Source organism: Duganella sp. GW821-FHT07G03, from assembly GCF_059418605.1.
The window spans coordinates 105,030-128,269 of the sequence record NZ_JBWKQE010000021.1 but is presented as its reverse complement, the minus strand read 5'-3'; the positions used below and the strand labels follow the sequence as shown (position 1 = coordinate 128,269).

Genomic DNA, 23,240 nt, shown 5'->3' with positions numbered 1-23,240 from the left:
GGCGGACGCGGCGAGGCTGCGACCGGCGGTGCGGGCGGCCTGGGCGGCGCGACCGGCGCGGCGACGGGCGGCGCCGGCGGCAGCAATGGCGGTTCGACCGGCGGCAACGGCGGTCTGAGCGGCGCGGCCACCGGCAGCAATGGCGGCAACGGCGGCAATACCGGCAACGCCGGCAACGCCACCGGTGGCGCCGGCGGCTTGACGGGGGCGGGCGGCGCGGGCGCTGCGGGCGGCGCGGCCGGCAGCGGTTCGGGCGCGGCCCACACCACCGGCACCGGCGGCGGCGCCAGCACCGGTCCGGCTTCGTCGGCCAACACCACCGGCGTGCCTAGCGGTACCGAAACCACGGCCACGCCGCCGCCCAGCCAGACCTCGACCGGCAGCAGCGGCGCCGGCACGGGCGGGGCGGGCACCTCGGGTAATGCCACCAGCAGCACCGGCACCGCCACCGGCGGCGCAGGCGGCGCCGGTGCGGCAGGCGGCGCCAGCGGGGCAGGCGCGTCCGGCACCGGCGGCAGCAACACGGCCGGCAATGGCGCGGCGGGCGGCGCCGCCACCAGCGGTGCGGGTGGCGCCGGCGCGGGCGTGACGCAAACCGGCGGCGCCGGGGCGAGCGCCACCACGGGCGGCGGCGGCACGGGCGGCGCCGGTGGTGCGGCCACCAGCACCGGTGCGGCGGGCGGCGCGGGGGCGGCCGGCGGCAACGGCGGCAACAGCGGCGCGGCCAGCAACACCGGCGGCAACGGTGCGGCAGGCGGCGCGGCCACTGGCGGTACGGCCACCAACGGCAATCCCACCAACGGTAGTTCGACCGGCGGCGCCGGCGGCGCCGGCGGTGCGGGTGGTGGTGGCAACACGGGCGGCGCGGGCGGCACGGGCGGCACCATCACCGGTGGCGCGGCTACCGGTGGCGCCGGGGCGGGTGCTGCGGGCGGCGCCGGCGGCGACGTCTCGGTGACTGCGGGCACGTTCAACATGTCCAACACCATGAGCAGTGTCGGCCAATCGGCGGCCGGCATCATGGTCATGGCGCAGAACAGCGGCATCTCTTCACTGGTGCAGCAGAGCGTCAACGTCCAGGCCAACCTGTCGGTCGGCAAGTAATGGCGGGCGCGGGATGTGGGCGCGGCGGTACGGCGCGCGCATCCCGCCATCTACAGGGGGTACGGTATGCAGATACCAGTCATCAGTTTTTGTGCCGCGCTGGCGCTGGCAGGACAGGTGGCGGCGGCGCCGGTGATTCCAGCGCTGGCCGAGCCGGCAGCGCAATCCCGGCCGGCGTTGCTGCCGGACGCCATCGTCATCACGGCGGCCGATCCCGCCGGCTTTGACGGCGCGTCGGTGCCGGCCGCCAAACTGGCCGGCAAGCGCGCGGGCGCCGATGCGGTCAACAACGATATGCAATTGAACGGCGCCGTCAACGGCAACACGGCGGTCAACGTCTACACCGGCGCCAACGCCATCGGCAGCGGCTCGTTCAGCAACGCTTCCGGCTTGCCGGTGGCGATACAGAACTCCGGCGCCAATGTGCTGATCCAGAACGCCACCATCATCAACATCCAGATGAAATGAAAACACCAGCATGCATCATCGTACTGGCCGCCATCGCGTGCGGCCAGGCCGGCGCGGCGGACTTGCCCGGCGTGGCCGGCGGCAGCTATGCGCTGCACGTCACCAGCCTGAAGGAGGCGCGCTTCCGCTCCACCGTGCGCCAGCAATTCGATTTCAGTTGCGGCTCGGCGGCGGTGGCGACGCTGCTCAGCTACCACTACGATACGCCCATCAGCGAACGGCAGGCGTTCGACGCCATGTACGCGCACGGCGACCAGCAGAAAATACAGCGCGAAGGCTTTTCGCTGCTGGACATGAAGCGCTACCTGGCCACGCTGGGCTTCATCGCCGACGGCTACCAGCAACCGCTGCACAAGCTGGCCGAGGCGGCGTTTCCGGCCATCGTGCGCATCCGTGAAAACGGTTATGAACATTTCGTCGTCATCAAGGGCATGGACGAGGGGCGGGTGCTGCTGGGCGATCCGGCCGGCGGCACGCGGGCCGTGCGGCGCGCCGATTTCGAGGCGCTCTGGCAAGACCAGTTGCTGTTCGTGATACACAACTGGCCGGGCAAGCCGCACTTCAACCAGGCGGCCGAGTGGCGCGTCGCGCCGCGCGCGCCGCTGGGCGAGGGCATCAACCGCGCCAGCCTGACCGACATCACCCTGCCCAAGAACGGCAGCGGCAATTACTGAACGGAGGCGCGCATGCGCACAAGCATCCTGAGCGTGCTGCTGGCCTGCGGGGCGGCGGCACACGCCGGCGATTTGCCGGACCCGACCGACGGCTGGACCGCCGTCGATGATGCGCGGCTGGAACAGGCGCGCGGCGGCTACGACCTGGGCAACGGCCTGGTGGTCTCGCTAGGTGTCGAACGTTTGGTTTCGATCAATGGCAGTGTTGTAGCGAATAGTCGTTTTGCGATCGCCGATGTGACAAAGTTGAGTGCGGTGGAAGCACAGATGGCCAGCGATGCGCTGGCCAATGTGGTGGTGCAGAACGGCGCCGGCAACGCGGTCGATCCGCTGCCGGCCGCGACGGGCATGGGCGCCTTGCTGATACAGAACAGCGTCAACGACCAGGCCATCCGCAGCCAGACCACCATCAGCACCAGCGTCAGCAATCTGGCGTTGCTCAAGGCCGTCAACTTTGAAACCCTGTTGCGCGACGCCCTGAGCGGTGCGGTGGGACCGAAATGAACACAACTCAGGAGGGCAGCGATGCGAGGTGCAAGATGGCAGGACGGCGCGGTGGCGCTGTGGGCGTTGGCGGCGTGCGCGGCGGCGCAGGCGCAGGGGGGCGAGGCGCAGCCGCCGGCGGTGGCGCCCTTGTTCGAACAGCCCGGCGTGCTGACGCCGCGCGGCAAGCTGGTGCTGGAGCCGTCGATGCAGTTCGGCTACTCGTCCAGCAACCGGGTGGTGTTGGTCGGCTACACCATCATCCCGGCCTTGCTGATCGGTTTGGTCGATGTGCGCGAGGTCAAGCGCAATACCCTGACCGGCGCCGTCAGCCTGCGCTACGGCTTGAGCAATCGTGCCGAGCTGGAGTTGAAGCTGCCCTATGTCTACCGGTCCGACTCCACCGTCAGCCGCGAGATTTTCACCGGCACCGGCGTCGACAATGTGTTCGAGACCAGCGGCAAGGGCGTGGGCGACGCCGAGCTGGCGCTGCGCTACCAGCTCAACCAGGGCGCGCCGGACCGGCCGTACTACGTGGCCGGGCTGCGCGTGAAATCGCGCACCGGCACCGATCCCTTCAGCGTGATCACCGATTGCAGCAAGCGTTGCGTGGGACCCAACGCCACCGGCACCGGCCTGCCGCTGGACCTGCCGACCGGCTCGGGCTTTTACGCGGTGCAGCCCAGCCTGACGTGGCTGTACGCCAGCGATCCGGCCATCCTGTTCGGCAGCGTCAGCTACCTGTACAACTTCAAGCGCAGCAACGTCAACCGCAAGGTCTTGAACGGCGACTGGGAGCCGCTGGGCACGGTGGCGCCGGGCGATGTGCTGGGCTTTAATTTCGGCGTCGGCCTGGCCTTGAACGACAAGGCGCTGATCAGCTTTGGCTACGACCACAGCTCGATCGCGCGCACGCGGCAGAACGGCGTGCCGGTGCCGGGCTCGGTGCGCACCCAGCTGGGGACGCTGCTGATGGGTTTGTCGTTTCGGATCAGCGACAAGCGCACCATCAATGTCTCGGTCGGCGCCGGGCTGACGCGCGACACGCCGGACGTGCAACTATCGTTCCGCATGCCGATGACGTTCTAGTCGAGTTAGCAAGCAAGTTGATTTTGCGGTATCGTAGCGTCTCTTGCTAGTCAACATAATAGGGACGCCATGATCACCACCACCTTGACCCGATCCGCAGCCGTGCTGGCGGTGGCCGCCGCCTGTTCGATGGCGCAGGCCGCCGCGCCGATGGCCAAGTTCCAGGCGCCCGGTTTTTACCGCGCCACGCTGGGCGACTTCGAGGTCACCGTGCTCAACGACGGCAGCATTGATTTGCCGGTCGACCAGTTGCTCAAGCAGCCGCCGGCCAAGACCAATGCGGCGCTGGCCAAGGCGTTCCTGAAGAGTCCGGTGGAAACCTCGGTCAACGCCTTCCTGATCAACACCGGCAGCAAGCTGGTGCTGATCGACGCCGGCGCCGCCAGCCTGTTCGGCCCGACGGCCGGCAAGCTGCTGGCCAACTTCAAGGCCTCGGGCTACAAGCCGGAGCAGGTGGACGAGATCTACATCAGCCACATGCACGGCGACCATGTCGGCGGGTTGGCGGCCAATGAGCAGCGGGTGTTCCCGAACGCGGTGGTGCGGGCCGGCAAGCTCGATGCGGACTACTATCTGAACCAGAGCAACCTGGACAAAGCGAGCGGCGAAGAGAAGGAAGACTTCCAGGGCGCGATGATGTCGCTCAATCCCTACGTCAAGGCCGGCAAGTTCCAGCCCATCATCGCCAACAGCGAGCTGGTGCCGGGCATCAAATCGTATTTCAACGGCGGGCACACGCCGGGCCACATCACCTACGTGGTCGAGAGCGCGGGGCAGAAGCTGGTGTTGCTGGGGGATTTGCTGCACGTGCAGGCGGTGCAGTTTGAGAATCCTGGCGTCGGCGTCAACTTCGACAGCGACAGCAAGGCGGCCATCGCCGAGCGCAAGGAAGCGTTCGCGGCGGCGGCCAAGGGCGGCTACCTGATCGGCGCGTCGCACCTGTCGTTCCCGGCGCTGGGCCACGTGCGCGCCAACGGCAAGGGCTACGACTTCGTGCCGGTCAACTACGCGCTGCCGCGCTAAAGGAGAGCGCTTCCACGTCATTCCCGCGCAGGCGGGAATCCATACTGAGCCCGCCTTGGACGCATACTATGGATTCCCGCTTTCGCGGGAACGACGGCAATCGGCGCCGCTGGCTTTATGCCAGCGCTGGGTAGTCGGTGTAGCCTTCTTCCGCCGGGGCATAGAAGGTTTCAGCTTTCCACTCGTTCAGCGGGGCGTCCAGTTGCAGGCGGCGCGGCAGGTCCGGGTTGGCGATGAAGGCCTTGCCGAAGGCGATGGCGTCGGCGGTGCCGGCGTCCAGTACTTGCTGCGCGGTCTGCTTGTCCATCTTTTCATTGGCGATGTAGACGCCGCCGAATTCCTGCTTCAACAACGGTCCCAGGCTGTCTTCGCCCACCGCTTCGCGCGCGCAGATGAAGGCGATCTTGCGCTTGCCCAGCTCGCGCGCCACGTAGCCGAAGGTGGCGGCCGGGTTGGAATCGCCCATGTCGTGCGCGTCGCGGCGCGGCGCCAGGTGCATGCCGACCCGGCCGCCCCCCCAGACGGCGATGCAGGCGTCGGTCACTTCCAGCATCAGGCGCGCGCGGTTCTCGATCGAACCGCCGTAGTTGTCGTTGCGCTGGTTGGTTTTGTCTTGCAGGAACTGGTCGAGCAGGTAGCCGTTGGCGCCGTGGATTTCCACGCCGTCGAAGCCGGCCTTCTTGGCGTTTTCCGCGCCCAGCTTGTAGGCGGCGACGATGCCGGCCAACTCTTCGGTATCGAGCGCGCGCGGCACCGGATACGCGCGCTGCGGACGCAGCAGGCTGACGTGGCCGTCGGCGGCGATGGCGCTGGCCGACACCGGCGCGTCGCCGTTCAGGAAGCTCGGGTCCGAGACGCGGCCCACATGCCACAGCTGGGCGAAGATCACGCCGCCAGCCTGGTGCACGGCCTCGGTCACCAATTTCCAGCCCTCGACCTGCTCGTCCGACCACAGGCCCGGCGTGTCCGCATAGCCCACGCCCTGCGGCGTGACGGCGGTCGCTTCGCTCAGGATCAGGCCGGCGCTGGCGCGCTGCACGTAGTACTTGGCCATCAGCGCGTTGGGCACGCGGGCGCCGCCGACGGCGCGGGCGCGGGTCAGCGGCGCCATGACGATGCGGTTTTTCAGGGTGAGGTCGCCGATGGTGAGCGGGTCGAAAAGATTTGCCATGATGAGTTTCCTATAAAGTCATTTGATCGATGAAGGCCTGGATGGTCGCTTCGTCGCGTTTAAAATAATTCCATTGCCCCACGCGGTGCGACGTGATCAGGCCCGCCTTGAGCAGGGTGGCCAGATGCGCCGACACCGTCGATTGCGACAATGCACAACGTCGGTCGATCAGGCCGGCGCACACCCCTAGGCTTAGCGGATGCTGCTGGTCTGCGAAATACACCTCAGGCTCCTTCAGCCACGCCAGGATCTGGCGCCGCATCGGGTTGGCGAGGGCTTTGTGGATAGCGTCTATGTCCATTTGCATGTAACGATATATGGATCGTCTTTTTCCGATTTCAATATCGGCATATTACGATATAAAAGAAAAACGTGCTGACGGCCAAAAAATCATTTATGTTATGGGAACATTGTTCGAAGTTTAATGAGGGCCGTATGTCGAGTCATTACCTGGATGTGGCCATCGGGCTGTCCTACACTTTCCTGGCCGTGAGCCTGCTGTGCAGCGCCACCCGCGAAGCGATCGCCTCGCTGTTCCAGACCCGCGCCAAGGTGCTGCTGGACGGCGTGCTGACCATGTTGCACGAGCCGGCCGGCAAGTCCCGCCTGCGCGGCGTCATGCCGTCGATCAAGCGCTTGCTGCGCATGGACGACGGCTTCAACCTGGCCAAGCTGGGGCCGCATTCGCTATCGGCCGCCGTGATGACCCATCCCCTGATCACCGGGCTGGCGCAGCAGGGCCGCATGCCGTCCTACATCCCGTCGGCGATTTTCGCGCGGGCCTTCGTGTCCACCCTGACGGCCAAATACGGCAAGGGACAAACGGCGGCGCTGTTGCTGGCCAACCTGGGCAATGAAGGCTTGAGCCGCACGCTGCTGGCGCTGATGGGCGAGGGGCCTGACGACCTGGCCGCGCTGGAAAGCGCCGTGCGCATCTGGTACGACACGGTGATGGACCGCATCACCGGCTGGTACAAGCGGCGTTCACAGCTGGTGCTGTTTTGCATCGGCCTGTTTTATGCGGGCGCGATGAATATCGATGCGCTGCAATTGAGCCAGCGTCTGTGGAGCGACAACGCAGCGGCGGCTACGCTGGCGCAGCAGGGCGCCGACGCCATCGCGGCCGGCCGCATGAAGCCGGTCGCGGCCGCGGTGGCCGGCGCGCCGGCTGCCACGCCGATGAGCCAGGTGATGGAAGCGAAAAAAGATAGTCAAGCGGTGCTGGCGCTGCCGATAGGCTGGCCGTCGTCGCGCTTTGCGGCGCTTGGTGGCAAAGGCGTGGGCGCCTTCATGGCGGCGCTGGCGTTCGCGCTGATGGGCTGGATCGTCACGGCCTTCGCCTCGTCGCTGGGCGCGCCGTTCTGGTTCGACGGCATCGGCTGGCTGCTGGCCCTGCGCGGCAGCGGCGCCAAGCCGGCTACCGAGCAGCCGGCGCCGGTGGTGATCGAGACCATCACCTTGCCGAGCCTGAACGGCGCCAAGCCTGCCGGCGCTTAGCCGGCGAAGTGCAGGGCCAGCGCGATCAGCGCCGGCAGGGTCTGGATCAGCAGGATCGAACGCTTGACCGTGACGCCGCCCCACACGCCGGCCACCGCCACGCAAGCCAGGCCGAACACCGTGAAGGCCGAGGCGATGGCCGGATTCGGATGCACAAAGCCGACCACCAGCGCCGCCACCAGGAAGCCGTTGTAGCAACCCTGGTTGGACATGGCCGGCTGGACGATGTCGGCCTTTTCCTGCGTCAGCCCGAACACGCGGCGGCCGCGCGATTGAAACAGCACCGTTTCCAACAGCACGATGTAGACATGTATCAGCGCCACCAGGCCGGTGACGATCTGCGCCAGTAATTGCATGGATGCTCCTCCTTGTTATTGATGAAGCATTATGGCCTGTGGCGGGCGCGGCGGGAAGCCACCAGCAGAGTTTGGCTGCCGGTGCTATAGTTTCCGGCAATTTTGGAGACACTCGATGACCTGGATAATCCTCATCCTGGCCGGCCTGCTGGAAGTGGCGTGGGCGGTCGGACTCAAATACACCGACGGCTTCAGCAAACCGCTGCCGACGGCATTGACGCTGGCCGCGATGGCCGGCAGCGTCGCCTTGCTGGGCCTGGCGCTGCGCACGCTGCCGCTGGGCACGGCCTATGCGATCTGGACCGGCATCGGCACCGTCGGCACCGTGATCTTCGGCATCGTCGTGCTCAACGAACCGGCCAGCGCATTGCGCGTGGGCTGCATCGCCATGATCATCGGCGGCATCGTCGGCCTGAAGCTGTCGACCGTCTGATCAGAAGCCGGGATTGGCGCGCGTGAGGTAATACCATTCGCTGTTGGCGCCGGCCGCGGCGTCGGGGAACAGGATGCGGCCGTCGAACTCGGCCAGCACCGGCGTGCCGTCGGCGCGCGTGCCGATCTGCTCGCCTTGCCGCACCGGATCGAAGCTGGACCAGGCGCGGCTGAAACTATCGTCGGCATGCTGCTTGTCGTAGACCGCGACCATGCTGAGCGCCTCCATCGCCTCGTCGGCGATCGGCGGCGGCGACGGCGCATCGATTAGGCCGAGGAAGGCCAGGGTGTTTATGATGGCGCGGTAGCCGACCTCGGGCGCTTGCGGATCGGCGTGCTGGCCGCATTCGAGCGTCAGCGCGTAGCCGCCGGTGCTGCGCATGTATTCGGTGGTGCCCATGCCGTAGCGCAGCACGGTTTCCAGCTGACTGTCGTCGCGCAGGCGGCGCTGCACACCGGCGCCGTAGGTGCGCAGCCAGCCATCGACGAAGCGCCGCACGCCAAGCCGGCGCGCCATCGCGCGCTCCTGCTGCGCGTGCCGGAACGGTTCCAGCGGACCGTCGTTGTTGCGCGGGCCGACCATGACGAACGGTTCGCTGGCGGCGTTGAACGAGTGCAGGTCCAACAGTACATCGTGCTGCGCCAGCAGCGGGCATAGCCAGTTGGCCACGCGGTCTTCGAAGTCTTGCGGATTCGGATTGGGGAACAGGTTGCGGTTCAGGTTGCGTTCGCCGGAGCGTTCGCCCTTGGCGTAGGCCAGCGGATTGGCGACTGGGACGAAGGTGACGCTGCCTTTGCGTATCGTCAGCTCGCCGCTGTCCAGCTGCTGCATCACGCGCGCGATGGCGCTGGTGCCGCAGGTCTCGTTGCCATGCACGGCGCCGGTGACGATCAGCCGCGTGCCGGTCAATTGGCCGCAGTACTGAATGGATTTGAATTGTTGATGGCTGGCGTCGATCATTCGGGTTCCTGGTCTTCGGCTGAAGTCGCAGTTTAACTCGACTAAACTAGAGTGCAATGCCGATTGGGGGGCGTCGGCGCCAGCGCGGCTTACCGCTGCTGGCGCCGGACGTCAGTTGATTGATTGTCTTGCCGATCAGTCTGGATCGTTTTGCACCTCAGGGTCGTGCATGAATTGCACACCCTTTTCATCCTGGAAGTTTAGGGTGATGTTCAACGTCATCTTGACCGTATTGGCATCGGTGAAGGTAAGTTGTTTGCCGCTGATGCTTACGCTAGGAGGGCTCAGTTGGCCGTTGTTTGGCGGTATGACGGTCATTCCGCATTCACTGTTGAATACGATATCGTTTTTTCCGCTGTCAAAGATTTGGTAGTTAATAACGGTATCGGGCTGCGTGATGGACGGAGCTGCCGGAGCGGTTTCTACGATATACGTGTTTGGTGTGGTGCCTGGCTTGACCTTGACCAGAATGTTGATGAATGGTGTGGAAGGAATGAGTTTGCTCATGAATTTGTCTTCTTTAGTGGGTGGGTGGAAAGGTATTGAATGTAATTAAGATCGCGATAAGACATCGCTTCCAATTGCTTACGCATCGGTGCTGCTTCTTCGACTTGGTCCAGGCAGGCGTGGGCCTTGACCCAAGGTGCGAGTATGTTGAAGTCGGCGCTGTCCTTAACCAGTGGTTGAAGCATGGCACGCACGGCTTCGCAATGATGACGTGCGGTATTGCGGTCTCCTTGTTCATTCATTTCCGCGCTCAGCAACAACGCGTTGGCAAGACTATTTCGTATCACTTGATCGGATTGGGTGGATGCGTATAGCTGCTTTAGTTTCTGCAACGCTGGAATCAAGCTCGTATTTGCGTCTTGGTATTTGCGTTCCTGTAGTTGTATCGCCGCCTTGCGCTGCTGTACGTTGGCGACCATGACTTGGAGGTTGATTTTTTTTGGCTCAAGCCGGCTTAGTTCGGCAAAATTCTGCTGAAGCGTGTCTAACTGGGTCAGTGTTAGTGCTGAATTGCGTTGTCCGTTTTCCGTTTCGATCAGGCGCAGCTCGGCGATATACAAATTGCGCTGCCAAGTGCGATTGCTCGGATCTTTTTCAACAATCGCGCTTAGCAAAGCGTGAGCTTGCTGAACGGCCTGATGACTGCCGATCAGGTCACCGCGCGCCTGTTTGAGATCTGATTGATGTGTCCAGGCGGCGGCCAATGTGTTGACCCATAAAGTTGCCGTCGGATTGCTATCGTGAAGCGTTTGCAGGAGCGCTAGTTCGCGTGCTCCCAAGGTTTCGGCCAACTCCAATTTGCCCAGCTGAACCTGGGCGCGCGCCTGCCACGACAAGCTGTTCGCCAGATCGGCGGCCAACTTGGGGTTTTTAGGATTGTTGGCATAGGCGCGTTGTTTTAGCGCCACCGAAAGTGCGAATTCTTGGGCTGAGCGTTGTACATCGCCGCTGTGTAAGGCTACAGTGCCAAGATTGTTATGGGCGTAGGACTGTTCGATCCAGGCATCGACAGAGTCTGGAGCGGCAGCTGCCCGGCGGTCTGCGTAGCTAAGATACTCCTCAAAATAGCGTCGCGACTCATTCCAGTCTTTCCGATCCAGTCGGATTTGGCCGAGCCAAAACGCATTTTCCCCTGCGCTTTTAAGCAAAGCGCCATCGTTGGGTTTTGTTTGTAGTTGCTTGCGTAGTATGTTGTGGCCGGCTAACAGGGCAGTGTTTGCGCCGGTTGAATCGCCACGCGCGATCTTGACCTCGGACAGCACTTGCAAGGACTTAGCGCGCTGAGCCAGTGCCGCATCCCCATCATCGCCACGCGCTGGATCGGATAGATATTTCAATGCGCGGTTGCTGACGCTATCGAGCAAGTCCAGCTTGCCCAACGGCCGCAGCTTGTCGACGAAGTCGCCCAGCATATATCCCATCAACTCCTCGGCCTCGGTGCGGTGCCGTTCGGCTGCCTGCTGCGCCGAGCGCGCCATCAGGAACATGCCGCCGGCCAGCAGCGTCAGCCCGGCCATGACAATGGTGATCGTCAATCGCAGTCGCTCGCCGCGCCGCACGCCTTGTAGCGAGGCGTGGACAAATGCCTGTTCCTGCGGCGTGAAGCTGAAGTTGCTGGTCTTGAGCAGCAGGCGCGCTTGATTGGCCTGGGTGCCGGACGGCAGCAGCATATCGGGTTTGCGGCCGCTGTCCTGCCAGCGCTTGGCTTGTGCGCTGATGCGGCTGCGCACCTGCAAAGCTTGGCGGTGTTCTTCAATCCACGCGACCACGCGCGGCCAGCGCCGCAGCAATGCCTCATGAGCGATGCCGAACGCCGGAGCGCCGCCGTGCAGATCACTGACAAACAGGTGAGCATCGACCAGCGCCTGCACCAGCGCATGATCGGCCTCGTCGCGCAGCGCCGACCATGGCACGCGGCGCGAGGTGACGGTCGATTCGTCTTCCGCTACCAGCACCAGTTGCGACAGCACGTGCGGCAGCGCGGCGATCTGCGCGCTGCCCAGCGCCGAGATGACTTGCTCCGCGCGTGCGCCGATCGCACCTTCCAGGCCGCCCAGCGCGTGGAAGCTTGCGTGGCTCAGCTCGCCGTCGGGAGTGCGCAGGCGGTACAGCTCTTGCAGGCAGTATTGCAGCAGCGGCAGCGTATCCGGGCCGGCCCTGGCGGCGTCGATCAGCACCTGGTCCAGCGATTCACCGCTGGCCGCGTCGACCGTGTAGCGCAGCTGCGCCACTTGCACCGGGTGGCGGATGATCTGGGCGATGTCGGCCGCGCCGGGCGGCGCCAGGTCGAAGTGGCCGCCGCGCAGCTTCATACTCATCAGCGCCGGGTAGGCCGTCAGATGAGGGTAGAAGTCGTTGCGGCAGGCCAGCACGAGCAGGATGCAGCCGGCACGCGCCAGCTGGTCGAGCACGTGGATGAACACGGCCCGCTCCTGCTCGCCGATGTGCGGCAGACGGAAGATGGCTTCGAAGCGGTCGATAAACAGCATCAGCCGGATCGATGGCAACTGCGCCTGCAGCTGGGCGATCAATCCCGGCAGATCTTGCGCCATACGCTGGGCCAGCGTCGCGGCGCTGCTGTTCTCAAACAGTAGACGGCCGTCCAGCTCGGCATCGAGCAGCACGCTGGCCAAGGTGTCGAGCAGGCCGGCCTGGTCCATGTCGGCGCAGTCCAGTTGCAGATGGCTGGCGATCGCCAGGCCGGACTCGGCCGGCGCGGCGCCCGCCTTCAGCGCCGGGATCAGGCCGGCCTGCACCAGCGAGGTCTTGCCGGCGCCCGACGGTCCCAGCACCAGCACCATCGCGCAGGCGGCCTGTACCTGGCTGACCACCACCTGCACCAGTTGATCGACGCCGAGCTTGCGGCCGAAGAAGATCGCGGCGTGCTGCTCCTCGAACGCCTCCAGGCCGCGGAACGGCGAGGCGTGCAGCCAGCTGCCGTTGCTGACGTCGTCGTCGTAGCTCAGTTCGGCCAGCAGGCGATAGCCGCGCTTGCGGATGGTTTCGATATAGCGCGGCTCGACCGCCGAATCGTCCAGCGCCCGGCGCAGCTGGGTGATGATTTTGTGGATCGCGTTGTCGCTGGGGGAGACGTCGCCCCAGCACGCATCAAGCAAGGTTTCGGCGGAGACCACCACATGTGGATGTTTGCACAGATGCAACAAAACATCCATGGCGCGCGGCTCCAGTTGGCGGTTCAGGTCGCCGCAACTGAGTGTATTGGTGGCGGGATCGACCCGCCACTGCCCGAAACGAAAGCTTTTGTGGTTCACACGGACCTTCTTTGTTCAGAAATAAAGGCTTTGTAATCAATGGTTTGGCCTTCGGAAGGTTTCCGGAAGGCCAAATCTGGATGGAATGACTACAGTTGTTTCATATCTACATATTTTGCAAATACTAACATTAACACGGGGAAACCACACCCCCCATCTACCGGAGATGTCATGATTGTTTTGACTGGTCTGAAAGCGCCATTTGAACTGACGCAGCACGCGATTGCTATTAAGCAACAAGGGATCGATTTTGCGATACGCTATTACAGCCACCAGGCGGGCAAGAGCCTGTCGCTGGCCGAGGCGCGTTCGCTGACCGACGCCAGCATCCAGATCGGCGCGCTGTGGCAGGCCGGCGGCGACCACCTGAACTATTTCAGCCGGGCGCAAGGTTGCGCCGACGGCGCCGCCGCTTATTTGATGGCGCAGCAGGTCATCACGCAGCCGTCCGGCTCGGCGATTTACTTTGCCGTGGATTTCAATCCGTCGATGGAAGCCATCGCCGGCCCGGTCAGCGCATATTTCGAAGGCATCAACCAGGCGTTTCGCGCGGCCGGGCCGGGCGAGCCCAAGTATCAGGTCGGTGTGTACGGCTCCGGCGCCTGCTGCGAGGCGATGTTGTTCAGGGGGCTGGCGGCGTTGAGCTGGTTGTCGCCGTCGCCGGACTACCACGGCTCGCGCGACTATGTCGGCTTCAACCTCAAGCAGTTGGCGGCCGCCAGCCTGCCGGTCGATGACGGCAAACACATCAGCGTCGACCTGACGCGCACCAACGACGGCTATCCGGCAGGCCTGTTCAGGGTGCTGTGATGCAGACCATATTGTTCACCGAAGCCGTCACGCTGAAGACGGTCAAGCCGTCCAAGACGATTTTTCTTAACAATACGGGGCAGGATGTGGTGCTGAAGTTCGTGACGGCGCCGGACATGCTGCTGTCGGCCTATACCATCAGCAACGGCGTCAGCGCGGCGATCGACAGCATCCGGCTCGGCACCATCGACTATTACTCCGGCCACGGCCACAACTACGCGATCGCGGCCGGCAGCACGGCGGTGCTGAGCTTAGCCGACAAGGTGCTCAATATGGTGATTTCACCCTGATTTGTTAAGATGCGCGGATGAATCCAATTTTCCAAGGCCGAAATTCCGGCCTCGATACCTTGCGTGCGCTGGCCATCGTGCTGGTGTTTGCCAACCATTACATGCTGTTTGTCAGTGGAAGCCCGACTTTTGGCTGGTTCGGCGAGATCGGCTGGACCGGTGTCGACCTGTTTTTTGCGCTCAGCGGTTATTTGATCGGCAACCAGATCCTGGGCGGCATCTGTCGTTCGCGGCTGTCCGAGGACGGCGAGCGCTTTTCGCTGGTGCGTTTTTACGCGCGCCGCCTGCTGCGTACTTTGCCGAATTTTTACTTTGTGCTGGCGCTGTACGCCTTGTGGCCGGCGTTTCGTGGCACCAGCGTGCTGCCGCCGCTGTGGAAGTTCCTGACTTTCACCCAAAATATCCAGCTGATGCCGGGCACGGCGTTTTCGCACGCGTGGTCGCTGTGCGTCGAGGAACAGTTCTATTTCCTGCTGCCGGCCGTGGCGCTGGCGATCGCGGCCTGCCGCAGGCCGTTGCTGCTGGCCTGGCTGGCGGTGATCGGCACGCTGCTGGCCGGCATGGCGATCCGCAGCCATCTGTGGACCCAATATGTCGGGCCGGAGGAGCAGGGCGGTTTTCATTACTACACGTTGATCTATTACTCGTCGCTGTGCCGCTTCGATGAGCTGGTGGCCGGCGTCGCGCTGGCGCTGCTGAAAAACCATCACGCCGGCGCCTGGGCGCGGCTCACTTCGCGCGGCAACTGGGCGTTGGCGGCCGGTGCTGGACTGTTGGCGCTGACCTGGTCGCTGTTCATCGACGATCATTACAGCTACTCGATGACGGTGATCGGCTATCCGATGCTGGGCCTGAGTTTTACATTGTTGTTGATTGCGGCCTTGAGTCCCGGCTCGCTGCTGCAAAGGTTGCGGGTGCCGGGCGCGGCCAGCATCGCGCTGTGGTCGTACGCGATCTACCTGACGCACAAGACGCTGTGCGTGCTGCTGCGCGCGCCGTTCCAGGCCGAGGGCTGGGGGCCGAATAGTTGGCAGGCCATCGTGTTGATGAGTGCGGCCAGCCTGCTGGCGGGCTGGCTGTTGCATCTGCTGGTGGAGACGCCGTTCATGAAGCTGCGCGACCGCTACGTGCCGGGCAATTTCGCCCGGGCGGTCGCACCGGCTGGCGCCGTCGCTTAAGTTGCTTGTCGTCAGCGATGGGGAGGTCCGCTTCCGCCGCTATGAGCCCTCAGTATGTGCCGGCTAGCGCATAGCGCTAACTATTACAAGAACCAAGATCAAAATTGCTGCGATCGCGCCAATCTTAAAAGCCAACTTTCCAACCCAGGCCGTAATCTTGAGAATTCGATCCAAGGGTGGGGTTACGTGATCGACCAACCATGTCACCCAGATGATTCCCGGAATACCGGGAATAGCGGCCAAGAAAATAAAAAATAATCCGAATGCCGACAGTCCTGATGTGACCCAAGGCATAAGGCCGCTGCCCGGCATGAACGAGAGAACCACTGACATTAGCCATATTAGGATGAAGGCAACCGCTATAGCTACTAACAGAACTGCAAATATGGATTGTGCGACGACGAATACGGTACCAAAAAAAGAATGTTTTTTCGGGTGCTTGGTAACTTTAATTTCGACCATTATTTAAGTTCTTCCAAAAAATTACCAATTCACCAGCAAATTGCAACGCTCCTCCTGCCTAAGAGTATGTTGCGTCGACCGGTTGAATCCGCAGGGCGGCACGGTCATTGTGGGGAATACGCTATTTTCGCCCATATTTTTTTCGGTTTTCCCCAATTTGGGCCGGCAAATCCGGAAATAGCCTAATGCTTGAAAAAATCGGGGGAAATCGAAGAGAAAATCGAGGTTTTGCCACAAGGCGCCGGGCGGCGCACCCCATGTGCGTACTCCTGAGGTGCGCGAGCTAGCTTTAATTCAGCTCGATCACGTCGAACGGCGACTGCATCGAACCCAGGAAAACCATGACACTGCGCGCGCGCTCGCTCATGTCCTCGTGGCGGGTGGCGGCGATGGCGGCGCGCAGGCCGGGAACCACTTCGGTGATGTGCGGGCTGTCGTAGGCGGCCACCAGCAGCGCCGCCAGTTCACTGGCGCGGCCGCGGTTATTGCGCATGCGTTCCTCCAGCATCGCCAGCAGCGCGCGCTGCATGCGCGGCGTCGGATTGGTGATGTAGCCGAACACCAGCGGCGTGTTGCCGATCGCCTCGCACAGGCGGCTCTCGATCAGGTCCGGCTTGACGTCGGAGGCGATGTCGAAATAGGCGCCATTCCAGCGCGTCCGTTCATACGGATGGCCAGGCGGGAAGGAATCGGCCGTCTCAAAGCCGAGAACGTGGCTCAGGTAACGCAGCCATTTGAGGATAGTGGGCATCATGCCGGCATTTTATCCTGAGTGACGGCACTCTACCTGACCTGATGCGCGTCAATCACTCCACGCTTAGCCCACGTATGCTTCTATGACCGCCAGGACGGGCCTGCCGCCATAGGAGAACATCATGTCATCCGACTTTTACAAGTATTTTAAAGAAAACATGGACGGTCTGGGCCTGGATTGCCCAGAGACGCTTTTTGCCAGCAACGGCGCAGCGATTCAGACTGCGACCGTCCTGCTTGCGGCGATTAAACAATTTGGCCGAAACGTTACGATCGCGGAGTTGATCGGTGCGGGTACTGGCTTGGAAAAACTGATTTACTTGGGGACCTTGCGCGCTTCGTTTTACGCCGGTGCCGTAATCGGCAGTATCGCGGTCGCGACCGGACGCTCCCTCGCGGACGGCAACTCCATGTCAGACGTGCTGTTGAGCGCGCAGCGCAATCATCTTCATGAACCTTGGTTGGCCTCCGTTTTACTTCGATGGCCAGGTATCTATCAGCAGGACGTAAAATCGCGCAAGAACTACAAACTTGCCTGGAGTCGATAATGCTAGACCGCGTCGCGCTGCTCATTGTGGGAATCATCTGCGCCGTTTTGGCTTGGGCTTCCTGGCACGTTGGAGGGGAGCCGATGACAGGCATGGTCATGGCTATCGTGTTGGTGGCCTATGCCGTCGACAACTTCCAACTCAGGCGCCAAGTGCGCCAACTGCTAGCGGATCGAGATAAACGCGAACAACGTGAAAAGGCAGCAGGGTTGGCTCGCTTGATACGCGGTCTACTTGCCTTGCGCGACAAGCACAACGAAAGCTAGCGCATCGATGTCGAAATAGGACAGCCGCCAGGCAGGATGTCTGCCCGGCGGCTGTTGCAACTTTAAGCGTGGGCTTCCTCGCCCAGCTTGCCGGCGCGGAAATCTTCAACGGCGGCGAAGATCTCGGCCTGCGTGTTCATCACAAACGGGCCGTACTGCGCGATCGGCTCGTTCAGCGGCTGGCCGGCCACCAGGATCAGACGGCTGTCTTCCGTTGCATGCACCGTCACGCCATCGGCGCCTGCGGTATTCGCCAGGATCGCCATCCGGCCCGACGCCACCGCCTTGTCGCCGACGTTCACCTCACCGCGATAGGTGAAGATGAATGCGTTGTGACCTTCCGGCAGCGCCTGGCTGAAGCTGGCGCCGGCCGGCACATGGATGTCGAGATAAATCGGCTCCGTCACCGCGCGCTGCACCGCACCGGCCACGCCGTGGCTGTTGCCGGCGATGACTTTGACCGCCACGCCATCTGCCGTGGTAAAGGCCGGCACGTCGGCGCCATTGAAATCGCGATACCACGGCGCCTGCATCTTGTCCTTGGCGGGCAGGTTCAGCCACAGCTGGAAACCTTCCATCACGCCTTCTTCCTGCTCCGGCATTTCCGAGTGGATCACGCCACGGCCAGCGGTCATCCATTGCACGCCGCCGTTGGTCAGCAAGCCTTCGTTGCCGGCGCTGTCCTTGTGACGCATGCGGCCTTCCAGCATGTAGGTCACGGTTTCAAAGCCGCGGTGCGGATGGCTGGGGAAGCCGGCGATGTAGTCGTTGGCCTGGTCGCTGCCGAAATTATCCAGCATCAAAAACGGATCGAGCCGGCGCTGCAAGGGCTGGGTCAGGACGCGATTGATCTTGACGCCTGCGCCGTCCATCACGGCCTGGCCGCTGATAACGCGCTCTACGCTGCGAGGGGTGTTTACTTGATCGGTCATGACTTTGCTCCTTGGCTTGTTGAGTTGCGTTACACCAGTACTGCGTTGATTTCTGCTTCCGCCTGCGCTTGCGCCTTGGCCACCGCTTCAGGGCCCATGCCCAGGCCTTCGGCGAAGATATATTGCACATCGGTCAGGCCCACGAAGTTCAGGAACATCTTGATGTGCGCCAGCTGGGTGTCGGTCGGGCCGTCGCGGTGCATGCCGCCACGCGACAGCGCCACGTACACCTTCTTGCCGGTCAATAGGCCAACCGGGCCGGTTGGGCCGTACTTGAAGGTCACACCGGCGCGGGCAATCGCGTCGAACCAGCTTTTCAGCTGCGCGGTGATGCCGAAGTTGTAGGTCGGCGCGCCGATGACGATCACGTCGGCCGCTTGCACCTGGGCGATCAGCGCGTCGTCCAGCGCCACGCGGGCGGCCTGGGCTTCGGTGCGCTGGTCGGCCGGGGTGAACAGAGCTTGCAGGGTCGGCTCGTCGATCACCGGATGCGGATCGGCTGCCAGGTCGCGGCGCAGCAGCGTTGCGGCTGGGTTGGCGGCGCGGACCTTGGCGACGATGGCGTCGGCCAGGCGGGTGGATTCGGAACCGGTGCTGCGGGCGCTGGAATTGATTTGCAAGATGTTCATGGTGTTGCTCCTGTTGTCTGGTTTGTGCTGCGATGTAGTCACTTTAATCGTTTCATATTCGTTCCGGAAGCCGCTAAAATGGATAACATTAATCCACTGATGGAACAATGAAGGAGGAAATGCGTGGAAATCGACCCTGGCGACCTGTTGTTATTCGCCCGCATCGTCGAATGCGGCAGCTTCAGCCTGGCGGCGCAGCGGGTGCAATTGCCGAAATCGACGGTGTCGCGCCGGATTTCGCTGCTGGAGGCGCAACTGGGCGAGCGCCTGCTCCAGCGCACCACGCGCAAGCTGGTGCTGACCGAATTCGGCGCCAGCCTGCTGGAGCACGCGCGCCGCGTGGCCGACGAAACCGAGCAGGCCGGCGCACTGGCCCAGCATCGGCAGGGCGCGCCCAGCGGCCTGTTGCGGATCTCGATGCCAGCCGACTTCGCCAACGTGGCGATGGGCGCGATGATGACGCGCTTCATGAACCAGTACCCGGCCATCGCGCTGGAGCTGGATTTGTCGCCGCGTCGGGTCGATCTGGTGGCGGAGAACTTCGACCTGGCCATCCGCATGGGCAACCTGCCGGACGATGCCTCGCTGGCCGCGCGCCGCGTCACGCTGAGCAAGATCGCCCTGTACGCCTCGCCGCTCTACACCTCGCTGCGGGGCCTGCCCGAACACCCCGACGACCTGTTCAAGCACGACCTGCTCAGCCTGCCACCACGGGTGAACGGGCTGATACGCTGGAAGCTGTTGCGCGGGAAAACCGAATGGGAGCGCGAGTTGCCGGTGCGGCTGCTGGCCAACTCGCCGGAACTGCTGGTGCGTATGGCGACCACGGGCGTGGGCATCGCCGCCTCGACCGAGCTGATCGCGCGCGAGCATGTGCAGACGGGGACCTTGGTGAGGGTGTTGCCGGAGTGGTCGTTCCCGGTCGTTAGCGGGTGGGCGGTGTTCCCCGGCCGCCGGCTGATGCCGGCCAAGACCAGGGTATTCCTCGACATGTTGCAGGCCGCCTTCGAGGAGGGCGAACCGGTCGGAGTGTAGCGCTTACTTCTTCAGCTGAGCCATCGCCTGGCCCAGCTGGACGGCGCCGGCCGGTTGCCAGGCCGGATTGAAGCTCAGCACATCCTTGGGGAACAGCATGACGACGGTCGAACCCAGCAGGAAGCGGCCCAGTTCCTCGCCTTTTTTCAGCACGATGTTCTGGTCGTCGTACTGCCATTCGCACACATGCGGCATGCGCGGCGGATTGACCACGCCGTGCCACACGGTGGCCATGCTGCCGACGATGGTGGCGCCGACCAGGGTCATCACGAACGGGCCGTGGGCGGTGTCGAACACGCACACCACGCGCTCGTTGCGGGCGAACAGGCCGGGAATGCCGCGCGCGGCGGCCGGGCTGACCGAGAACAGCTCGCCCGGCACGTAGATCATGCGGGTCAGCTTGCCGTCGCAAGGCATGTGGATGCGGTGGTAGTCGCGCGGGCTCAGGTACAGGTTGGCGAAGCTGCCGTTCTGGAACTTGGCGGCCAGCTCGGCGTCGCCGCCGACCAGCGCGGTGGTGCTGAAATTGTGGCCCTTGGCCTGGAAGATCTGGTCTTCCTTGATGTCGCCGAACTGGCTGATGCGGCCGTCGATCGGGCAGATGAAGTCGGCGTCGGCGATCGGGCGGGCGTCGGGACGCAGCGCGCGGGTGAAGAATTCGTTGAAGCTGGCGTAGTGCGCAATGTCGGGATCGAGCGCCTCGTCCATATTGACGTTGTACTTGCCGACGAACCAGCGTATCAGCCAGGTGGTCTTGCTGCCACCCTTGGCGCCGGCCACGCGGCCGGCAAAATTGGTCAACGCTCCCTTGGGAAGCAGGTAGTGCGGCAGGACGGCAAGACGAGACACGATAGGGTATCCATACAATAAACGATCGCGCATTATAGCGCCGGGGTTTAGGAATTCGTACTAAACAATCTGGGCGTCTTGTTAAATGCTGAACATTTGGCATTAAACAAGGCATAATGCAAGCTCGCTACTTGTCCGATCACTTGCCTTTAAGAATCATGCCTGCCCGCCAATTTCGCCTGACGCAGATCGCTGCCGCTGTCCTGTCCATTTACCTCGCCGCCGGCGCCGCCCATGCCGAGGCCGAGGCGCCGCCAGCGCCCGCCCAACAGCTCAAGCAAGCCAAGCCGGCCGAAGCCGCCACCATGCAGAAGGTGGAGATCAAAGGCGCCGCCGCCAGCTATGACGCGCGCCGCGATGATACCGCTAGCAAGACCGTCATCACCAGCGAGGAAATCCAGAAATACGGCGACACCTCGGTCAACGACGTGCTCAAGCGCGTGCCCGGCATCACCGTCAGCGGCGCGGCCGGCCGCAGCGGCGGCGAGATCCGCATGCGCGGCCTGGGCAACGGCTACACCCAGATCCTGATCAACGGCGAGCGCGCCCCGGCCGGCTTCGCCATCGACAGCCTGTCGCCCGAGGTGATCGAGCGCATCGAGGTGCTGCGCGCCGCCAGCGCCGAGTTCAGCACGCAATCGATCGCCGGCACCATCAACATCGTGCTGAAGAAGGCGCTCAAGGCGGCCCAGCGCGAAGTCAAGTTCAGCGAGGGCAAGGGCAGCAAGTTCAGCTCGCCATCAGTCAGCCTGCAGATGTCGGACAAGCTCGGCAGCACCTCCTACTCGCTGGGCGGCAATGCCTTTCGCTATATGTATAACCGCATGACGCCGGTGTTCGACCGTGGTACCGACGCCGCCGGCGTGCCCAACCTGAGCCGCGCCGCACCCTGGCAAGACCAGGGCCGCGCCCAAGGCATGAACCTGTCGCCGCGCATCAACTGGACCCTGGACAACGGCGACACGCTGACGTCGCAGACCTTTGTCAACCTGAACCAGTTCGCCAGCAACAGCCACAGCCGCACCGTCACCACGCTGGGCCGGGGCCCGGACTACGACCGCATCGACAGCAGCTACAGCAGCCACAACGGCTTCGGCCGCACCGACCTGAACTGGGTGCACAAGCTGGACGAGGGCGCCAAGCTCGATATCAAGGCCGGCGTCAGCGACAACCGCAACACCTCCGATTCATTGCAGATCGGCGGCAACCATGGCTTGCCGCCGACCTTGGCGCGCACCGTCGTCGCGGTCGGCACCGAACACGGCTTCAGCACCCAGGGCAAGTATTCGCGGCCCTTGACCTTCGGCGCCGCGCCGGCCGACGGCAAGGGCGAGGTGCCGACCGAGCATGCGCTGGCGATGGGCTGGGATGCCGGCCTGAACCAACGTGAGGACCAGCGCACGCAGCGCGAGGCCGCGCTGCCGGGCAGCACGCCGGACAACAGCGACGAGGGTTTCTCGGCCAAGGTCACGCGGCTGGCGCTGTACGGCCAGGATGAGTGGAACCTGACGCCGCAGTGGTCGCTCTACACCGGCCTGCGCTGGGAAGGCCTGGACACCCGCAGCGACGGCAATACCTTTGACGCAGTACGGCAGCGCTCCAGCGTGTTCAGCCCGCTGATGCAGACGCTGTTCAAGTTCCCCAACAAGAAGGACCAGCTGCGCGTGGCGCTGACCCGCACCTACAAGGCGCCGTCGACGGCCAGCCTGATTCCGCGCAAGTTCACCTCGACCAACAACAGCCCGACCGAGCCCGACCGCCGCGGCAATCCGCACCTGAAGCCGGAACTGGCGCTGGGCCTGGACGCCTCGTTCGAACATTACTGGGGCGAGGGTGGCTTGCTGAGCGCCAGCGCCTCGATGCGCCGGATCGACAACTACACCCACCAGGGCTTGCTGTATGAAGACCAGCGCTGGGTCTCGACTTCGATCAACGATGGCCGCGCCGAAACCCGCGGCATCGAGCTGGAAGCCAAGTTCCCGGTGCGCGCGCTGGTCGAGCAGGCGCCGGCGCTGGATCTGCGCGCCAGCGTCAGCCGCAACTGGTCGCGTGTGGAAAGCGTGCCCGGCCCCGACAACCGCCTCGACCAGCAGACCCCGCTCAGCGCCACCCTGGGCGTCGACTACAAGAGCCCGAGCGGCATGCTCAGCACCGGCGGCAGCTACAGTTTCCGCAACGGCGGCCTGGCCCGCCTGAGCGGCACCCAGGGCGGCTACACCAGCGTGCGGCGCGACCTGGACGTGTATGCGTTGTGGAAAATCGACACCCAGAACAATCTGCGCATCGCCGTTTCCAACCTGCTGGGGCAGGACTACGCCACGGAAAGCCTGTACAGCGACGCCAACGGCACGCAGAACCGGCAAACGGTGGCCAGCGGCGAAACCCAGCTGCGCGTCACCATCGAAAAGCGCTTTTGAAGGCATGATTCCGAGGTGCCGTGATTTCTAGATG

Annotated in this window: 24 protein-coding genes and 2 pseudogenes; 15 read left to right on the top strand and 11 right to left on the bottom strand. The window is 63.6% G+C overall.

Annotation, left to right across the window (positions count from 1 at the left end; genetic code table 11):
- From AC07OK_RS23495 to AC07OK_RS23470, 6 genes and pseudogenes are all read left to right on the top strand, one after another.
- Positions 1-1,104, top strand: a pseudogene (locus AC07OK_RS23495) (hypothetical protein); the annotation flags it as partial.
- A 66-nt stretch (positions 1,105-1,170) separates the two neighbouring features.
- The gene (locus AC07OK_RS23490; RefSeq protein ID WP_494692555.1) at positions 1,171-1,572 is read left to right on the top strand and encodes a hypothetical protein; all 402 of its coding nucleotides are present in this window, start codon (positions 1,171-1,173) and stop codon (positions 1,570-1,572) included.
- Positions 1,569-2,246: a C39 family peptidase gene (locus tag AC07OK_RS23485; RefSeq protein ID WP_494692554.1), complete on the top strand. Its 678-nt coding sequence runs from the start codon at positions 1,569-1,571 to the stop codon at positions 2,244-2,246. The genes AC07OK_RS23490 and AC07OK_RS23485 overlap by 4 nt, the downstream gene beginning before the upstream one ends.
- A 12-nt stretch (positions 2,247-2,258) precedes the next feature.
- Positions 2,259-2,750 (top strand): hypothetical protein, encoded by a 492-nt coding sequence (locus AC07OK_RS23480; RefSeq protein WP_494692553.1) that lies wholly within the window; start codon positions 2,259-2,261, stop codon positions 2,748-2,750.
- A 102-nt stretch (positions 2,751-2,852) separates the two neighbouring features.
- Positions 2,853-3,818: pseudogene (locus AC07OK_RS23475) on the top strand (acetate kinase); the annotation flags it as partial.
- A 69-nt stretch (positions 3,819-3,887) separates the two neighbouring features.
- The gene (locus tag AC07OK_RS23470) at positions 3,888-4,841 is read left to right on the top strand and encodes an MBL fold metallo-hydrolase (RefSeq protein WP_494692552.1); all 954 of its coding nucleotides are present in this window, start codon (positions 3,888-3,890) and stop codon (positions 4,839-4,841) included.
- Positions 4,842-4,956: 115 nt separating this feature from the next.
- On the opposite strand, the gene AC07OK_RS23465 is transcribed toward AC07OK_RS23470, so the two are convergent.
- Both AC07OK_RS23465 and AC07OK_RS23460 read right to left on the bottom strand, forming a co-directional pair.
- On the bottom strand, positions 4,957-6,012 hold the full coding sequence (locus tag AC07OK_RS23465; RefSeq protein ID WP_494692551.1) for an alkene reductase: 1,056 nt from the start codon (positions 6,010-6,012) through the stop codon (positions 4,957-4,959).
- A 10-nt stretch (positions 6,013-6,022) separates the two neighbouring features.
- On the bottom strand, positions 6,023-6,319 hold the full coding sequence (locus AC07OK_RS23460; protein WP_492928549.1) for an ArsR/SmtB family transcription factor: 297 nt from the start codon (positions 6,317-6,319) through the stop codon (positions 6,023-6,025).
- A gap of 128 nt (positions 6,320-6,447) precedes the next feature.
- On the opposite strand from AC07OK_RS23460, the gene AC07OK_RS23455 reads away from it, so the two are divergent.
- Positions 6,448-7,509 (top strand): hypothetical protein, encoded by a 1,062-nt coding sequence (locus AC07OK_RS23455; RefSeq protein WP_494692550.1) that lies wholly within the window; start codon positions 6,448-6,450, stop codon positions 7,507-7,509.
- Here AC07OK_RS23455 and AC07OK_RS23450 read toward each other — a convergent pair.
- Positions 7,506-7,865, bottom strand: coding sequence for a DUF1304 domain-containing protein (locus AC07OK_RS23450; protein ID WP_020706272.1), 360 nt, complete (start codon positions 7,863-7,865; stop codon positions 7,506-7,508). The genes AC07OK_RS23455 and AC07OK_RS23450 overlap by 4 nt on opposite strands.
- A 115-nt stretch (positions 7,866-7,980) precedes the next feature.
- Between AC07OK_RS23450 and sugE the strand changes: the two genes are divergently transcribed.
- Entirely contained in the window at positions 7,981-8,298 is a 318-nt protein-coding gene (gene sugE, locus AC07OK_RS23445; RefSeq protein ID WP_217943338.1) for a quaternary ammonium compound efflux SMR transporter SugE, read from the top strand.
- Here sugE and AC07OK_RS23440 read toward each other — a convergent pair whose 3' ends face one another.
- The 3 genes from AC07OK_RS23440 to AC07OK_RS23430 form a co-directional block, all read right to left on the bottom strand.
- Positions 8,299-9,258, bottom strand: coding sequence for a M14 family metallopeptidase (locus tag AC07OK_RS23440; protein ID WP_494692549.1), 960 nt, complete (start codon positions 9,256-9,258; stop codon positions 8,299-8,301).
- A 135-nt stretch (positions 9,259-9,393) separates the two neighbouring features.
- Positions 9,394-9,765 carry a DP-EP family protein gene (locus AC07OK_RS23435; protein WP_494692548.1) on the bottom strand — a complete coding sequence of 124 codons (372 nt, stop codon included), beginning with the start codon at positions 9,763-9,765 and terminating at the stop codon, positions 9,394-9,396.
- Positions 9,762-13,037 (bottom strand): nSTAND1 domain-containing NTPase, encoded by a 3,276-nt coding sequence (locus AC07OK_RS23430; RefSeq protein ID WP_494692547.1) that lies wholly within the window; start codon positions 13,035-13,037, stop codon positions 9,762-9,764. The genes AC07OK_RS23435 and AC07OK_RS23430 overlap by 4 nt, the downstream gene beginning before the upstream one ends.
- A 171-nt stretch (positions 13,038-13,208) precedes the next feature.
- Here AC07OK_RS23430 and AC07OK_RS23425 point away from each other — a divergent pair, with 171 nt between their 5' ends.
- Genes AC07OK_RS23425 through AC07OK_RS23415 form a run of 3 tightly spaced genes read left to right on the top strand, consistent with a single transcriptional unit; the run spans position 13,209 to position 15,315 of the window.
- Entirely contained in the window at positions 13,209-13,847 is a 639-nt protein-coding gene (locus tag AC07OK_RS23425) for a DUF1906 domain-containing protein (RefSeq protein WP_494692546.1), read from the top strand.
- Positions 13,847-14,137 (top strand): hypothetical protein, encoded by a 291-nt coding sequence (locus AC07OK_RS23420; protein ID WP_494692545.1) that lies wholly within the window; start codon positions 13,847-13,849, stop codon positions 14,135-14,137. The genes AC07OK_RS23425 and AC07OK_RS23420 overlap by 1 nt, the downstream gene beginning before the upstream one ends.
- Before the next feature lie 17 nt (positions 14,138-14,154).
- A complete protein-coding gene (locus AC07OK_RS23415) occupies positions 14,155-15,315 on the top strand; it encodes an acyltransferase family protein (protein WP_494692544.1) in 1,161 nt (386 codons plus the stop codon).
- Between the two features lie 63 nt (positions 15,316-15,378).
- Here the strand turns inward: AC07OK_RS23415 and AC07OK_RS23410 are convergent, their stop codons facing one another.
- Positions 15,379-15,777, bottom strand: a complete 399-nt coding sequence (locus tag AC07OK_RS23410) for a hypothetical protein (protein ID WP_494692543.1) — start codon at positions 15,775-15,777, stop codon at positions 15,379-15,381.
- A gap of 289 nt (positions 15,778-16,066) precedes the next feature.
- Positions 16,067-16,531 carry a hypothetical protein gene (locus tag AC07OK_RS23405; RefSeq protein ID WP_494692542.1) on the bottom strand — a complete coding sequence of 155 codons (465 nt, stop codon included), beginning with the start codon at positions 16,529-16,531 and terminating at the stop codon, positions 16,067-16,069.
- A gap of 121 nt (positions 16,532-16,652) precedes the next feature.
- Here AC07OK_RS23405 and AC07OK_RS23400 point away from each other — a divergent pair, with 121 nt between their 5' ends.
- Both AC07OK_RS23400 and AC07OK_RS23395 read left to right on the top strand, forming a co-directional pair.
- Positions 16,653-17,078, top strand: a complete 426-nt coding sequence (locus AC07OK_RS23400) for a hypothetical protein (RefSeq protein WP_494692541.1) — start codon at positions 16,653-16,655, stop codon at positions 17,076-17,078.
- On the top strand, positions 17,078-17,344 hold the full coding sequence (locus AC07OK_RS23395) for a hypothetical protein (RefSeq protein WP_494692540.1): 267 nt from the start codon (positions 17,078-17,080) through the stop codon (positions 17,342-17,344). Before AC07OK_RS23400 ends, AC07OK_RS23395 begins: the two co-directional genes overlap by 1 nt.
- A gap of 62 nt (positions 17,345-17,406) precedes the next feature.
- Here the strand turns inward: AC07OK_RS23395 and AC07OK_RS23390 are convergent, their stop codons facing one another.
- A complete protein-coding gene (locus tag AC07OK_RS23390; RefSeq protein ID WP_494692539.1) occupies positions 17,407-18,276 on the bottom strand; it encodes a pirin family protein in 870 nt (289 codons plus the stop codon).
- Positions 18,277-18,305: 29 nt separating this feature from the next.
- Positions 18,306-18,905, bottom strand: a complete 600-nt coding sequence (locus AC07OK_RS23385) for an FMN-dependent NADH-azoreductase (protein WP_494692538.1) — start codon at positions 18,903-18,905, stop codon at positions 18,306-18,308.
- A gap of 123 nt (positions 18,906-19,028) precedes the next feature.
- Between AC07OK_RS23385 and AC07OK_RS23380 the strand changes: the two genes are divergently transcribed.
- On the top strand, positions 19,029-19,940 hold the full coding sequence (locus AC07OK_RS23380; protein ID WP_494692537.1) for a LysR family transcriptional regulator: 912 nt from the start codon (positions 19,029-19,031) through the stop codon (positions 19,938-19,940).
- A 3-nt stretch (positions 19,941-19,943) separates the two neighbouring features.
- On the opposite strand, the gene asd is transcribed toward AC07OK_RS23380, so the two are convergent.
- On the bottom strand, positions 19,944-20,792 hold the full coding sequence (gene asd / locus AC07OK_RS23375) for an archaetidylserine decarboxylase (protein ID WP_494692556.1): 849 nt from the start codon (positions 20,790-20,792) through the stop codon (positions 19,944-19,946).
- Between the two features lie 155 nt (positions 20,793-20,947).
- On the opposite strand from asd, the gene AC07OK_RS23370 reads away from it, so the two are divergent.
- Complete coding sequence (locus AC07OK_RS23370) at positions 20,948-23,206, top strand: TonB-dependent receptor plug domain-containing protein (protein WP_494692536.1); 2,259 nt, start codon at positions 20,948-20,950, stop codon at positions 23,204-23,206.
- The last annotated feature ends 34 nt before the right edge of the window (positions 23,207-23,240 follow it).